The sequence below is a fragment of the Nitrosomonas sp. Nm84 genome (assembly GCF_003201565.1).
Taxonomy (GTDB): Bacteria; Pseudomonadota; Gammaproteobacteria; order Burkholderiales; family Nitrosomonadaceae; genus Nitrosomonas.
Window position 1 is genome coordinate 16,849 of sequence record NZ_QJJP01000020.1, and the last position, 14,326, is coordinate 31,174.

Annotated in this window: 14 protein-coding genes; 6 read left to right on the forward strand and 8 right to left on the reverse strand. The window is 45.3% G+C overall.

Going from position 1 to position 14,326, the window contains the following annotated elements; all coding sequences use genetic code 11:
* The first annotated feature begins 351 nt into the window (after positions 1–351).
* Together C8R34_RS10705 and C8R34_RS10710 are read left to right on the forward strand one after the other, a co-directional pair.
* Positions 352–645 (forward strand): transposase, encoded by a 294-nt coding sequence (locus C8R34_RS10705; RefSeq protein WP_110340549.1) that lies wholly within the window; start codon positions 352–354, stop codon positions 643–645.
* A 31-nt stretch (positions 646–676) separates the two neighbouring features.
* Positions 677–868 (forward strand): hypothetical protein, encoded by a 192-nt coding sequence (locus C8R34_RS10710; RefSeq protein WP_110340551.1) that lies wholly within the window; start codon positions 677–679, stop codon positions 866–868.
* A gap of 158 nt (positions 869–1,026) precedes the next feature.
* Here the strand turns inward: C8R34_RS10710 and C8R34_RS17285 are convergent, their stop codons facing one another.
* Positions 1,027–2,847, reverse strand: a complete 1,821-nt coding sequence (locus tag C8R34_RS17285; protein ID WP_110340553.1) for a methyl-accepting chemotaxis protein — start codon at positions 2,845–2,847, stop codon at positions 1,027–1,029.
* A 258-nt stretch (positions 2,848–3,105) separates the two neighbouring features.
* Here C8R34_RS17285 and C8R34_RS17390 point away from each other — a divergent pair, with 258 nt between their 5' ends.
* Genes C8R34_RS17390 through C8R34_RS17395 form a run of 3 tightly spaced genes read left to right on the forward strand, consistent with a single transcriptional unit; the run spans position 3,106 to position 4,061 of the window.
* Positions 3,106–3,270 (forward strand): hypothetical protein, encoded by a 165-nt coding sequence (locus C8R34_RS17390; RefSeq protein WP_165872559.1) that lies wholly within the window; start codon positions 3,106–3,108, stop codon positions 3,268–3,270.
* A 28-nt stretch (positions 3,271–3,298) separates the two neighbouring features.
* Positions 3,299–3,757 (forward strand): transposase, encoded by a 459-nt coding sequence (locus C8R34_RS17075; protein ID WP_110340555.1) that lies wholly within the window; start codon positions 3,299–3,301, stop codon positions 3,755–3,757.
* Complete coding sequence (locus C8R34_RS17395; RefSeq protein WP_110340557.1) at positions 3,750–4,061, forward strand: hypothetical protein; 312 nt, start codon at positions 3,750–3,752, stop codon at positions 4,059–4,061. The genes C8R34_RS17075 and C8R34_RS17395 overlap by 8 nt, the downstream gene beginning before the upstream one ends.
* 410 nt (positions 4,062–4,471) lie before the next feature.
* Here C8R34_RS17395 and C8R34_RS10730 read toward each other — a convergent pair whose 3' ends face one another.
* The 5 genes from C8R34_RS10730 to rnk all read right to left on the reverse strand — a co-directional run bounded on the left by C8R34_RS10730 (position 4,472) and on the right by rnk (position 9,314).
* Positions 4,472–4,744, reverse strand: a complete 273-nt coding sequence (locus tag C8R34_RS10730) for a hypothetical protein (RefSeq protein ID WP_110340559.1) — start codon at positions 4,742–4,744, stop codon at positions 4,472–4,474.
* A gap of 18 nt (positions 4,745–4,762) precedes the next feature.
* Positions 4,763–6,085: an alkaline phosphatase PhoX gene (locus C8R34_RS10735; RefSeq protein WP_110340561.1), complete on the reverse strand. Its 1,323-nt coding sequence runs from the start codon at positions 6,083–6,085 to the stop codon at positions 4,763–4,765.
* Between the two features lie 312 nt (positions 6,086–6,397).
* Positions 6,398–8,011: a hypothetical protein gene (locus C8R34_RS10740; RefSeq protein ID WP_110340563.1), complete on the reverse strand. Its 1,614-nt coding sequence runs from the start codon at positions 8,009–8,011 to the stop codon at positions 6,398–6,400.
* A gap of 159 nt (positions 8,012–8,170) precedes the next feature.
* Positions 8,171–8,449, reverse strand: coding sequence for a hypothetical protein (locus C8R34_RS10745; protein WP_110340565.1), 279 nt, complete (start codon positions 8,447–8,449; stop codon positions 8,171–8,173).
* A gap of 451 nt (positions 8,450–8,900) precedes the next feature.
* Positions 8,901–9,314 (reverse strand): nucleoside diphosphate kinase regulator, encoded by a 414-nt coding sequence (rnk, locus tag C8R34_RS10755; RefSeq protein ID WP_110340569.1) that lies wholly within the window; start codon positions 9,312–9,314, stop codon positions 8,901–8,903.
* A gap of 145 nt (positions 9,315–9,459) precedes the next feature.
* On the opposite strand from rnk, the gene C8R34_RS16500 reads away from it, so the two are divergent.
* The gene (locus tag C8R34_RS16500) at positions 9,460–9,630 is read left to right on the forward strand and encodes a hypothetical protein (protein WP_219999588.1); all 171 of its coding nucleotides are present in this window, start codon (positions 9,460–9,462) and stop codon (positions 9,628–9,630) included.
* Positions 9,631–9,876: 246 nt separating this feature from the next.
* On the opposite strand, the gene C8R34_RS17400 is transcribed toward C8R34_RS16500, so the two are convergent.
* A complete protein-coding gene (locus tag C8R34_RS17400) occupies positions 9,877–10,776 on the reverse strand; it encodes a PEP-CTERM sorting domain-containing protein (protein WP_375342125.1) in 900 nt (299 codons plus the stop codon).
* A gap of 334 nt (positions 10,777–11,110) precedes the next feature.
* The gene (locus C8R34_RS10770) at positions 11,111–14,293 is read right to left on the reverse strand and encodes a TonB-dependent receptor (protein WP_258364464.1); all 3,183 of its coding nucleotides are present in this window, start codon (positions 14,291–14,293) and stop codon (positions 11,111–11,113) included.
* Positions 14,294–14,326 lie beyond the last annotated feature (33 nt).

Below are 14,326 nucleotides of genomic sequence, written 5' to 3' on the forward strand. Positions count from 1 at the left end.
TCAAACGTTGTCGTACGTCCTGAGCTTCTCAAGAAACCAAATGAGAACTTACTTCGCTTCTTTCTTACGATATGACATTAGCTTGCAGCAACTCATGGACTTCATGCAGTTTTGCGCTTAATCTCGGACCGCTTCCTGCCACATTCCGCGTAGATTTGTGACAAGCTGGAATTACAACAACAGGTAAAATCACAACTTATCGATTTTTACCATCCTTGACTGTACCATTAAATAGCGTGGGTTGAATACCCACTTTATCTGACATTGTGTAGGAGAAACACCGAAAAAAAGATGTGGCTACACTAAACTGGACACATTCCTTAAAATAACTGAAAGAAGGAGTGTATCTAAATGAACCAAGAGAAACCCAAAGTTTATACAGCTGAATTTAGGGAATCATCAGTAAAGCTAGCCATTGAATCGGATAAATCGGTGGCTCAAACCGCCCGGGATATTGGTGTCAATGAAAACACCTTGCATACATGGATGAATAAATACAGTCGACCGGTAGATAACATAAAGGCAGTGCGCACTGACGCACATCTCTATGAAGAGTTAAAGCGGCTAAAGAAAGAGGTTGCCCAACTGACCGAGGAGCGTGACCTATTAAAAAAGGCGGCGTACTTTGCCAAGGGGCAACGGTGAAGTACGCCTGGATCAAACAGCATCGGGATGAATGCGCTGTGTTATCGATGTGCCGGTTTTTACAGGTCTCACAGAGCGCCTACTACGCTGGTTGCATCGAGTTCCTTCATTCAGGGAACGAGATGATGGGCAATTCAGCAGTATTGTAAAAAATGCATTTGAAAAAAGCCGGAATACATATGGCACGCGCCGCCTCAAAATAGCCCTGTCCCACCAAGGCTGACCTGGTTTAATGGAACTGGACAGTCCAGTCCCATTAAACCAGGTCACATATCTTCTATCTCGTAACTACATTATCTAGCCAGTATTATGGGGAATTACAGCGAAATAAATAATTCTCGTGGTTTAGCAAAGGTCTCAGTACAATTGTAGAAGACCACCTCAATCTTCAGTACCTGTTGCTACAGATTTAGAGCCAAATTCAGTTAAACGCGAAACGTTCTGAGCACGGTTAGGAGCACGGCGCTCTACATTACGCTCGGATGAAGATGCAGAAGCTTCTGATTTCCCGTTAGCGTTTAAAACTGCTGTTTTCTTACCTTGATCAATTTGAAACATCGCAATCGCATGTACCAATTGTTGCGCTTGATATCTCAAGCTTTCTGCAGCCGCTGCAGTTTGTTCAACCAATGCAGCATTTTGTTGGGTTGTTTCATCCATTTGTGTAACAGCTTGATTGATTTGTTCGATACCAGCACTTTGTTCATTTGAAGCTGCGGAAATTTCGTTCATGATATCGGTGACACGTTTTACAGAATTGACAATCTCATCCATAGTCATACCGGCTTCATCCACTAAATGTGTACCTTTATCAATTTCACTGACTGAATCATTGATCAGCTCTTTGATTTCTCTAGCTGCGACCGCAGAGCGTTGTGCTAACGTGCGAACTTCGGTCGCAACCACCGCAAATCCTCGGCCTTGCTCACCTGCGCGAGCTGCTTCTACGGCTGCATTCAGCGCCAAAATGTTGGTTTGGAATGCGATACTATCAATGACACTAATGATGTCAACAATTTTATGCGAACTTTGGTTGATCGATTTCATCGTATTGACAACTTCATTGACTACCTCGCCACCTTTAATTGCAACAGTCGATGCGCCTTCGGCTAATTGATTGGCTTGACGAGCATTGTCGGCATTTTGTTTGACTGTCGAAGTCAATTCTTCCATTGACGAAGCGGTTTCTTCCAAACTGGATGCTTGCTCTTCCGTACGATTGCTTAGATCAAAGTTACCTTGTGCAATTTCAGAACTAGCTGAAGCAACACCTTCAGCATTTATGCGAATGGTGCCAACAACGCTGGCAAGCTTGTCTTGCATCATATCCATGATAGATAGCAACTTACCTTCTTCACTATGATCTGAGACATTAATCTTTTGGCTTAAATTACCCTCAGCAATACCTTCTGCAATGTTGTTTACTTGTGTCAACAAAGCCGAAGTACGTTTTCTAACAACAAATAACGCTATCAAAACCATAACTGACATAATAATGGTTGACGTTATAGCCGCATATTCCCAATATCTACTTAGGATTTGAGCATTAGTGAATTCATTTTGCGTACGTTGATCGAGCAACAGAAAGAATTCATTGACTGGCTTCATAATTTTGGCTTTATATTGATGGTAAGCCAAGTTATGCATCATATCTCGAGCTTTTGCAAAATCGGGTTCACCTTTCACGGTAAAACCACCAGCGCTATCCGCATATAAGCCTTTCACCATGTTCATCGCAATCGTTTCGGTTTGCACCAATTCGTTTGAATTGGCTTGCGCTTCGGAAAGTTTAGCAAGTTCGATTTCTGAAATACCATATTTTTTCATCAAATCGATTAAAGCAATTGTTTCACCTTGACCTTTCGAAGGATCAATATCGGCTGCGCGAAAATCCCAATAGATCTGCTCATAGCCTTGCGGGCGAGGTATTTTGCCGTTACGGATATCGAGAATCTCAAAATATTGCTTTTCCCATTTGGCTTCGCCACCACTGACAACATAAGTGCGAGCTAAGCGCGTCAAATCATCGGAGCTTTGGCGCATCTCATCGGCTAATTGATACATTTGGTAGCGATTCGTTGCCGCTTCACTTAATACACCTGAATAGTGCCTACTCATGATAATGCTACCAATAGCAATTATCGCTAACAAAGCAATCAAACTTCCCATTGCCATAAAAATCTGCTTAAGACTCCAGTTCATCACACAACCCCTCTAATAGAATTGATCAGCTAAATAAGTTTATAAATGAATCAAAAATGCAGCTGTGACAAAAGCTATGAAATTTCTCTGGAAAATATAACAAATTTATTTGTAATTCTTTCTTATAAAAAAACTACTTTAGGTAGGTATTTTTAAATATGAATCGTCCTGGTTTTACAGGAGGCTCTATTCCTTGAGAAGATAGCGTAATGAAAAGACAAATGAGATGAGAACTCTGCACATGCTCGCCTAGACCAGATGATTGATCTGCACCACCCCTTGGCGGTGCTGGCAAATCGATTGCGTGATCGCAGATCGAAGCAAGCGCTTACATCAGCTTTTGAACGTAAGGATCGTCAAGGAGAAGTAGTGGAGATCAGCGGCCTTTTCGGCACAACGCTGGTATTGCCGATAGGGGCGTAAGTGCTGCTGGGCGGCAGCGTTTGCCGATTTGGTTGATGATTTCCATGCTGTATCTGGAGCATGTGCATTCAATCTCAGTGACGAAGAACTGATGATTCGCTGGTCCGAGAATGTGATCTGGCAGTATTTCAGTAGCCAGACGTACACACCGAAGTTACCCTGTGACACTACTCAGATAGGACGCTTGCGCACTGCCATTAGTGAATCCGGTGTTAGAGCGCTGCTGAAGGCAACGATTGACGTTACCGTGCAGGTGAATGTAGCGAAATCGGCTGAACTTGAACGCGTCATCGTCGCTACGACAGTACAAGAAAAAGCGATCGCGCATCCAGTGGATAGCCGCTTGCTGGAAATTGCCCGTAGCAAAATCGTACAGGCGGCCAAACGCAGCGGCATCATCTTGAAGCAAAGCTACACAAGGAAGGCAAGGAACTACACCGCAAAGCTGATGGTTATAGCCTGCCAAGCAATTTCGTCGCATGCGTAAAACCGTTAAACGCCAGCGCACAATCCTTGGCATCGTGCTGCAAGAGAGCAAAGTTCAAGTCGCTGACAAAGCTGCAACACCGTTGGCTCAAGCATCGGCAGGCCGTGGAGCCTGCCATCGGGCATTTGAAATCAGAGATCATCGCATGGATCGCTGCTGGCTGATAAGAACAGTACTCTGCTTGGGGTTAAAGGGTATTTTGTTGCGTTTTGTTATGCCTCGACTGACTAACTTCTGTCTAGAAAAAACAATCATATATCTGCAAAGCTTGTGTGTATACAAAACCATAACCATGGCTATGTGAATTTTGCAGAGGCGACCAAAGTAGTTTCATCTAAAATTCTCCTGCCTAAAAAGCAATGGGCAATGGCGCCTAAATCAGATGAAATCTTAATCAGATAGTATTCAAGGCGATGACAAGGATATTGCTTGAAAGGATGGAAGCCCCCCCAACGGCTGCCAACAATTCGCTGGCTGGGAGGTGCGTTAGTGGAGGTAGAAACGAAATATAAAACCCAATTCAACACGCCCCCGATCCCCTGGATCGTTGTGACACTTCCACTCACAGAAGTGCTTGGGTTAAGCGGTTTATCTACACAAACAAAGGGGAGTATAGATATCTGTAGAGACCGTTGGAATCCTGAAAGATTCCTTGAATATAGGAACACCTTAATTGACAACAAAATATTATATTAATAAACAATCGCTTGGCTTTTAATATTCATATACGTCATTGCGATATACCTGTGGATTTTTTCCATGCATTCCATGCAACGCCGCTCTTTGAGAAGATTGCAGCCGATTTTTGGGCTTGACACAGACAATATTGAGCAAAAGGTAAGCCACATAGAGATAAACTCCCAAGATAATGCCCGAAATGCTGTCCCAATCTACATCAAGCTCATACAATGAAACGCCATACACTACGCCTAACAGAATCAAGCAAATGCTCGTGGCCACAACGATGAAAGTATTGTCGTTTTTCATGATTTTTACTCCCAGGAATTATTCTTTAGACTCAACGGCTCTACGGGTAATCGCCATGGTTTTGTCATTGCCCGTTTCGGAATGCTGTACGTTGACGAACAAAGTGTACGGATCCTTGCCGAAATAAATGCCTGTTCCTTCCGCACCTTTATCTTTTAGAGAAGCAAACAGGTGCACACCATCGCTGTAGCCATCATCATCTTCATCAGGCAAAGCCACCCAGATATCGCTATTCTCGTTATCTTCAACAATCCATAACTTATCATCCGGGCCTTTTGCCAGATTATCCGGGCTCTTGAAACCGGTTACTCCAGGCGCAGTGCCGGTTGGTTTAACTTCAAATGGCACATTCACGCCGGGCTGTACAAAATAATTCACCTTCGGTACGGCGGCAAGGTGCACGGCAAGTATCGCTCCTGGACCGCTGGTGTTAGCAGGATCGGTGGCATCTTCGCAGGTAAGCGCAGCGTAGAGTGTACGGCCAATACGCTCCAAATCTTCCGGACGGCAGAAAGGAGTGGCATTCACTGCCTGTGCAGCGATTCTGGCATTGATTTGCACCTGATTCATATCCAAAGCCACCCATTCGGCTTCCCCGGTTTTCTGACCATTTCTCACCCGCAGCGCATACAACTGACCGCTGCTCAGGTCACCAAAGTTATTGGGAGCGAATTTATAGATAGCGCCTTTTCTATCCTCATCGATCACATACACATTACCTTCTTCATCCACCTCAATACCTTCGTGCGCTAACGATCCCAGCATAGGTCGCACTTTGATTTCCTCGACAATCGTCGGATCGTCTTGCGCAAATTTCAATTCATATAACATGCCGCTTTGTGCATTAGGCGCATCAGGATCGGGCAATTGCGCTGTGATGGTTTCTTCCGCAAACAGCAGCGTTTGCCAAGGTGTCCATACCAGACCGTCCAAGGCTTCCCAGTCAGCACGCTGCGCCAAAATTTCGGTCACACCAGTTTTTAAGTCTACGATCGACACTGCACCACCCAAATAAGGACTGGCACTCGGGCGTACTTCATGCGTGCGGTAAAGATACCTACCGGCATGCTTCCCGGTTTCATTGGCGGTATTCATGTCATTCCAATCGTTAGAATTTGGAAAAATATCCAAGTTACTCTCATCAGAAATAATGTACTGAGTAAAGCCTGCTGGAATCACCCAAGGTTTACTATTCAAAATGAGCGGATCGGCCGTCGTTTGCTCATAGGCGGAAGCAGCGATCGGCTTGAACTTCATAGGGCCATTAATATATACCGCATCAGCATAGACAATGGTGGTTAAAGCAGCACAAATAGGCAGCATTAGCATCGATTTCTTCATGTGGTTCTCCATAGAAACTGAGGATTACATTCGATAAACTTCGGGACGATAAACCAAATAAACTGCATTCGTCGCTGCTACTCTATCGACCTGACATGAAACGCTGATGTCAGCAAAATGAATTTTTCATGAATGCTTTATTGCAGTTCTCTTTCTCTCAGAATTCATGCGGGCCTTTAAAAGAAAAAATCACTGATTGCATAAAGACAATCAGTGATTTCGTCATGAACTCAGCGGAGAGAGGAACCCACTGAGTGGGTGAAAGCTCCCTGTTCAGTATAGAAGCAGAGAAATCTTTCAGATCAACAAGGATTAGTTAAAGTTGAAAGTCCATTCTTGCGTCCAGTCATCGTTCGCATCTTTGAATGCACCGGCATAATCCACCACATCAAAGAATGAGTCATTGACAGCGGCACCACCCAGAATCAACGGCGATCCGGTTGCCGGCAAGTAGCCACTCAGAAGAGGATCAATCGCTTGGTTTTCGGATTGCGACAAGAACCAATCGGATGTGGTAAACGCAGCACCCTCGCCATCGGCAAAATTGGCAGCACAATTGACAAACGAATTTTGCATGGTTAATCCACCTGTCAGACTACCTGGTGCACCCGCATTCGCAAAGGTTCTTTCACCATCGATCATCAAGCAAGTTGGAGCGCCGGTAATGACGGAATTCCAAATATTCGCACCCGTTCCACGACGCAATAACACACCTTGTGTTGCTGAATCACCAGTACGACCAATAATGGTCAAATTGGACAGAATCGGTTGAGCACGAGGAATGCTGTCATGATTTCTCTCATTGTTGTCAGCTTCAATGCCGCGATCACCAATGGTATCCGATTGTTTAATCAAGACAAACTGCGCACGACCTTGCCAGCCATTGGTCCAGTCCAAAGAGTCATCCTGAATGTTCGTGAGCACCAGATGCTTCATCTTTACCGTACCGCCAAAAATTTCGACACCGTCATCCAAACCTTCGTGGACTTGTACATAGTCAATAATCGTTCCTGAACCCACACCATTGAGTGTCAGACCATTGAGTTCTTCATCCTGACGTACAGCACTTCCGGCAAAACGTATCTGTGTATATTTAAGTACGCCACTGTTATCAGCCGGATTGTTGCCACCGTAGATTTCACTGACAAAAGCCTCAAAAGGAACTTCACAGACTGGCACGCCTTCATTACATCCGTTCACCGGCGCATTGCCGGAGATAAGCAAACCGCCCCATTCGCCAGCCGATGCCTCAGTGGGGCCAGTCATGACAATTGGATTGTCCGGTGTTCCTTCAGCCATGATCTTTGAGCCACGTCTGATCCACAGGAAAGCTGCTTGGTCCCCCTGACCACCCACACCAACGATTTTAGTTCCAGGATTAATGGTAAGCGTAGCATTTTGGGCATTATCAGCACCCACAAAAACATTGCCCTGCAATACCCATTCAATGTTCTTTGTCAAAGTGACATCCGAAGTAATCGTGCCACTTAAGACACAAGAATTCGCTGAGGATCCCGGTTGTGCAAAGCTTGGGCAACCGATAAATACGTTATTGACCAACTGATCGATGGTAAAACGCATTGGATCGGAACCAGGCACCAATTTCAATTTGGCATAATAGCTGTCGGCGCCCACCGTTACTGAAGCTACATGCACTGAATTCGTATCCGAATCAAACACATTACGCTGCCCTGTTACCGCAGCAACCGGATTAGCAGAAACCAGTTGTAATTCGCTTCCAACAAGCTGTAATTGTGCGTTATAAAATGCTGAAGATCCGCCGCTCAGCACTTCAACAACGGGAAGACTTACTGTATTAGTTGCAGGATCATACGTTGCTGTCGCATGCGCATTAAATGCAATGCTGCTTAATAGGATTGCTGATGTTGTTAGTAATTGCTCTTTTATATTTTTTAATTGATACATAATAAGCCCACCTCCGATTTTTATTTAGGGTGAGCCAATCTAACAGGCCAACATGACAGGCGTATTACATACACATGTCAATACATGTGAAAAAGAAACCAACGACGATCAAAAAATATTGCTCCACAAAAGGTTTTGCTTTAAACAGTTTCTTATCAGTTAAAACCGTGACCAATGATCTGCGACAATCTGTCCGTTTTCAATAGTGAAGCGATAGTTATACTCATCTATTCGATAGGTCCACACTTCCCGTTTAATGTAGACAATGCCGCCAAAGGCACGAGTTTGGATAAGCCCCAGATCAGTCCGTATAGTCGGCTCACCTAAATTGATCAGCAACTTATCCGACAAATCCCCTTTGGAGATGATATTGCCATTGGGCGCACGAAAACCGCTGAGCAACATCACTGCGACAAGAATGAGTAGTAATTTTTTCATGATGCCTCCCCTGTTTGACTTTAACCATAGTGCTCATTGATGGCTTTACTATAGCTTGGAGAAGATTAATGCACGCTGAACGTAAGTTATGCTGATTTTTGCGGGGTCCGAAGTTTCATGAAATGGGGGATGGAGATGAGATTACTGCGTACCAGATATAATCAGGAATTTCGAGATCAATCAGTTGAGTTTTTTAAAAGAAGGTGGATTGACGCTGGTAGAGGCATCAAAATGACTGTTGTTACCTACCTCTTGGCACAATATCGACAATGCGGAGTTCGCGACCTTGGAATAAATAGATTGGTTTAACAAGCACTGGAGCCGATCGGAAATATCCTGTCGTCAGTACAATTTTCCCAGCAATACTATGTGCGATTTACTCGCTGCTTAAATCAATAGACTCCATTCTTGACAGCACACTCAGTCAAGCTCGGGCTCCGAACAGGCATATTTAACGAAGGTACTCACCAGAACGTTCTGGTTGATAAGTAACTTCTTTGATGCGCACTTGCAACACCCCGCCACCAGGTTTCGGCCACTCAATTTCATCTCCTTGGGAAAGACCCAGCAGCGCACTTCCCACAGGCGCAAGTATGGAAATGGTGCCGCCATTGGCATCAACATCTTTGGGATATACCAATGTCAAATAAAAATCTTTTGATGTAGATACGATCTCGAATTTTACGGTCGAGTTCATTGTCACCACAGTCGATGGAATCTCTTTAGGATCGACCACTTCTGCGCGAGCAAGCTCAGCCTCCAAATTATCTTTGCCTGGGAACATAGAATCGGGCAGTGATTCCAGTAGCTTTTCCAGTCTGATAGCGTCAAGTGACGAAATGATAATCTTCGGTCTAGTAGTCATTCTAATTCCTTAATTGGGGCTTTTATCCATTATCGCAATTCAGGCATGAAATGACCATAGCAGCATGGCTGAATCGTACTAAAAATGGCGCACCGCGGGAGGTGTGCCGTTAAATGCGGATGCAGTGGCAGTTTTACAGGAACAAATGGTTAAGCGTGATCAGCTTTGCTTTACTTATCGCAATCAGCTGGTTCTTTGGAATTTAACCAATACTGCTCGGATGAATGCGCTGAGTTATCCGGCTGGTAGTTGGAAGGCTCAAAGCCTGATGAGGGAAGCAGTCGTACATGTCACTCGCTGCAACAAGAATGCGTAGTAATTTTTTCATGATGGAATCCCCTTCTGATTGGCTCTAACCATAGTATCAATTGATGGCTTTACTATAGCCTGGAGAAAATTAATGCATGCTGGACGTGCGAATAGGTCTGAAGTGGATATCTGGAAAAGCAGTCAAGTTGAACGTGCGGATAAAAACGGCACCAGAGGATTGGAATTCAATTCTAAAAAAACAAACCCCGCTGTAGCAGCGGGATTCAGTGAAATACTGCCAGCTGAAATCAGTTTATGCCGTTTCCTTCCTGCGGCGCACAGCAAAACCCAGCAATCCCAATCCGGCCAATAGCATGGCGTAGGTCGTCGGTTCAGGAACAGGAGGAGGAGGTGTAAAAGGATCGGTGATAGCCATCACGTATTCGTAACCGAAGCTGATCGATTGGTTATTGGCGATGGTACCCAGATCATAAGCCAGATCGATTAACACATCGGAAAAGCCATAATTGCCAGGTGCTTGCCCAGACATTAACATATTATGAGGATCTAGATCGCAGCAAGAGGGATCGACATAGGCAACCACCGCATTTGCCGATCCGCCAATCAAGTCTGCCAAAGTGATCGCCCAACCATCCGAACTTGTGGCAGTTACCGAAGCACCATCCCCCAGTGCATTAATTACATTGCGCGTTTCATAACCAAGGCCCGCCGGCACGCCTTGGTCCGGGTCAATACCGACACCCCATTCAACATTGGTCGCGGTAGCGCCGGTATTGTTCGTCAGTTGAATCTGAACCGCGACGTGCCCGCTCGAAGGAATAGTGACTCTCTCGACAATTGACCAATCACTGCCGAGGCCGCTCGTAACCAGCACTGAGCCGTCGATATCAGTGATCGCTGTAGAATTGAATGGATTAGATCCACCGTTTTCATTGGCAATTCCGATGGACGAACCATTTGCATTGAGCGAGTAAAAAGACCAGAAAGTACCGTGATTAACAAATTCTCTGTCCATAAAACTGAGTCCGAACGAACCCGTTTCAGAAAAATAACCGGCATCATCAATCGTAGCCAGCGTATCAACACCATTGGTAATCACGCTGGGTGCGGTGTGCGCAGTGAGCGCGAACATACTGCCCAGCGCTATTGTCACGACTTGCACAAGATGTTTTTTCTTTAATCTTAGATTCATAACGATTGCTCCCTGAATTGATGTTAGCAGGCCGTTGAAAACTATCTATGTTGCCGTCACGATGTCAAAAACAGGTTCAAATGCGCATTGATGACGCATAAACCGCGCTTCTTCGCCTGTTTCTGCTTGTTACCGATCTCGAAAATGTTTTTCAACAACTTGCAGAGGACTGCTTAGACAACGTATTGACGTAGCATAGCGTGACCAAACCTCTCTCAAACCACATCAATGTTTTGATTGTAAACCTAAAAATAGAATAATCAAGAGCGCGGCATTAAAGTATTTCTCAGACGACCGCTGGACGGAGCAAATTTGTATCACGTGACTCCCATGACTAATATGCCAGACGCACACTCAGATTAAAAAAGCGCCCGCGGCGGAACTGGCGTGTAATTTCATCGCCCTGTGTAATGCGTATGTCATCATCCAATAAATTTTGCATGGAAGCCTGCATGGATAGCCCTCGATATAGATTCTGGCTGAACACGAAATCCAGTTGATGTACAGGTTGTTCATATTTGTCCGGCGCGGTCAATACACCGGCCGCCATGATGCGCTTGCTGGAAACATTGTATAGCAGTGTTGCTTGCGTTTTCCATTTGGGATTGTCATACCCGATCTGAAAATTGATGATATGTTCAGAGTGTCCTTGCAATGATCGATTGTTCGTTGTCTGAGCAATCAGATTCTGCGCACTCAACTGAGCATTCGATAAAGACCATGTGTAGTTACCGCCCACATAGAAATTCTGCAACAGCGGATGTGCAAAATCCAGTTTCTTTAATACTTCCCATTCAAATCCATACACATTTGCTTTTTCCGCATTCTGATAGGTATTTAAAGCGCCAGTACCTGGTTGAGCAACCAATTCAATAGGGCTAGTTAAATCTTTCCAGAAAAAACCGGCGAAAACATTTTCAGTGGGTGATAAGTAATATTCCCAGCGAAAATCCCAATTGGTAATCGCTGTTTGTTTCAGTTGGGGATTACCAACGGTTTCCTGATTAGTATTCATATCAAAGAAGGGAGCTGACGATAATTCCCTGAAATCAGGTCGTGATAGTGTTTGACTGAAACCTGCCCGCAATTGCTGTTTATCCGTAAGAAAAACAGTAGCCACTACCGACGGTAGCATATCAATTCGATCTAATCGCGCTGTTGTAGGCAAGCCTCTTAAAAATGTATGCACTTTCTGATCATTGTCTTCCCAGCGTAAACCACCCGTAATATTCACTCTTTCATAGGACATTAGATCCAGCTTGCCATAGTAAGCCAACAAATTCTGCGAAGCGGTATATTGATCGCTCAAGCGCGTCACATCGCGAAGCTGGAATCCATTGGCACCGATATACTGCGGCTGCAAAATACTTTCAAGCGATGATTGTGAAGTAATGGCAGTATTCGATGCATCGGGGCCAAATCGAAAGTAACTAAAGCGTCGCGCACTCGCATCCCGGCTTTTACTCTGAGTAATCAATCCACTACTCAACGTCAATTTATGATGGGGTGTCAGTTGCAGCGGCAATTTTCCATCCACCCGCCAGCTCTGGTCTTTGTCGACCAAGTCGGCAAACGTGGTCACATTACTATCCGCTCTTTGAGAAAAAATATAATTACCAGTTGTTGGACTCACGTCGTAGCGATAATCCCTCGTTTTAGGCTCATCCCGGTTGGCAGTGGCATCGGTATATAACCAATTGACAGAAAAATCTTTCAACCAGTCAAATCGATGTTCACCGCCAAATTGATTCATCAATAATTGATTAGAGAAAAACCGCAATCGCGTCCTGCGAATATCAGTTGTTTCGGAATCAACAAACCCTTGAGAAATCCGCGCTTCATCGACCGACTGACGCAAAAACATGGTCTTGGCAAATAACCGGTGAGTGTCTTTATATTCCAGTTCCGTCGCTGCATAGCCGGTTACCGCAACTTCTCGCAACGATCGCTGTACATCCAAATCCTGAGTCTCTACCAATCTCGAAGAAGCAAACTCACGATTGAGCTCATTTTGCTTTCTGAATTCCTGCTTCCAACCCGCCGCGGCAATATAGCCCACCCTGAAGTCACCAAAATTAAAGCTATCTCCCATCGAAGTCTGAAAGCCGGTATCCGGCCCGCGTTTATTTCTGTTCACATCCCATACACCGGATAAGTTCTCGCCCAGCTTTTCGAGTTGCCCGGGTGTCACGCCATTCGGATTAAAAGCGGAGGCTGGCTGCAGATTTCCATTTTTGGTTGCATCAGCGAGTGAATCCGGTAATGCGCGTGCGCCATCGTCATAGCTGGTAAAGTCTGTACCACCTCCTTTGTAATTCAAGCCATCCTGGAAGGTAGTATTATCATTGATACCCGTTTGCAAATTTAAATTGAAGAAAAATGCATCGGGAATGCCGCGCGTGCGCAATTCCACCGTACCTCCTGCAAACTCCGCAGGACGATCTGGCGAATAAGTTTTTTGCACCATCACGCTTTCCAGAATATTGGTTGGAAAAAGATCCATCGGCACAACGCGCCGCGTTGGATCCGGACTGGGAACTGCTGCACCATTCACCAGGGTGGTTGAAAACCGCTCACCCAAACCCCGGATAAAAATGAACTGACCGCCCACTAGCGTTAATCCGGAAGCTCTGCGTAACGCACTGGCAGCATCGCTATCCCCTGCCCGGCTGAATTGCTCGGCACCGATAACCGTTGCAACGGATGTCGCGGTGCGCTGTTCTTCGATGATCGATGCAACAGTCCCCGCAAGATGAGGTTCCAATACCACATACTCTGCCAACTCAACACCGGCTGGCGTCAATTTAAAATTGAGATCGGTCGTCTGTGCGTCCTTAATGCTCACTTCATCTTGCGTTTGGCTGCTATAAGCGCTGTGCAACAACGACACACTGTAACTGCCGGCAGGTACCGTTGCCGTTACTTTCCCTTGTTCATCCGTTCTTAATTTCTGCTTTGAACCACTTAAAAAAACCTGTACATCCTTAACGGGTTTTGCAGTTTCCGCAGATAAAACCTGCACCGTGAGAATTCCATCGCCCTGATCTTGCGTAGCCACTGGAGCCTTATCCGTGCCTGCCATCGTACCTGCGACAGAGCTCTCAATATTGAGCAGCGGCCTTTTTTTACTGGCATAAAAAGTAACCAGAATCTGCGCGTTCTCTGCAGAACGCAGCGGCAAATCAAAGGTAAATTCCCGGGCTCCTGTTTTGATCGTAAACTGGTAAAGCCCGGGAGGTAATTTACCAGCCAGACTGCCATTTTCGTTGGTTTTAAGCGGTGCATCGCCGACCTTCCAAGCATACGTAGCAGGCATCGCCTCGAAAATCAGCTTCGCGCTGGATTTATCAAAAGACTCGCTACTGATGAGCAATTCGGCATCGGCTATCGGCAGGCCATTTTGAAACAAGTGCAGGGAAAACTCAGCCTTTTCAGTTTCTCCCCAAGCAGACGGGCTTACCAGAACAGTAACTACAATAACCAATACAGCAAAGACATATGTTTCAATGCCAGGCAAACCGCAAAACCAGAGAGATTTGTTAGATTCAGT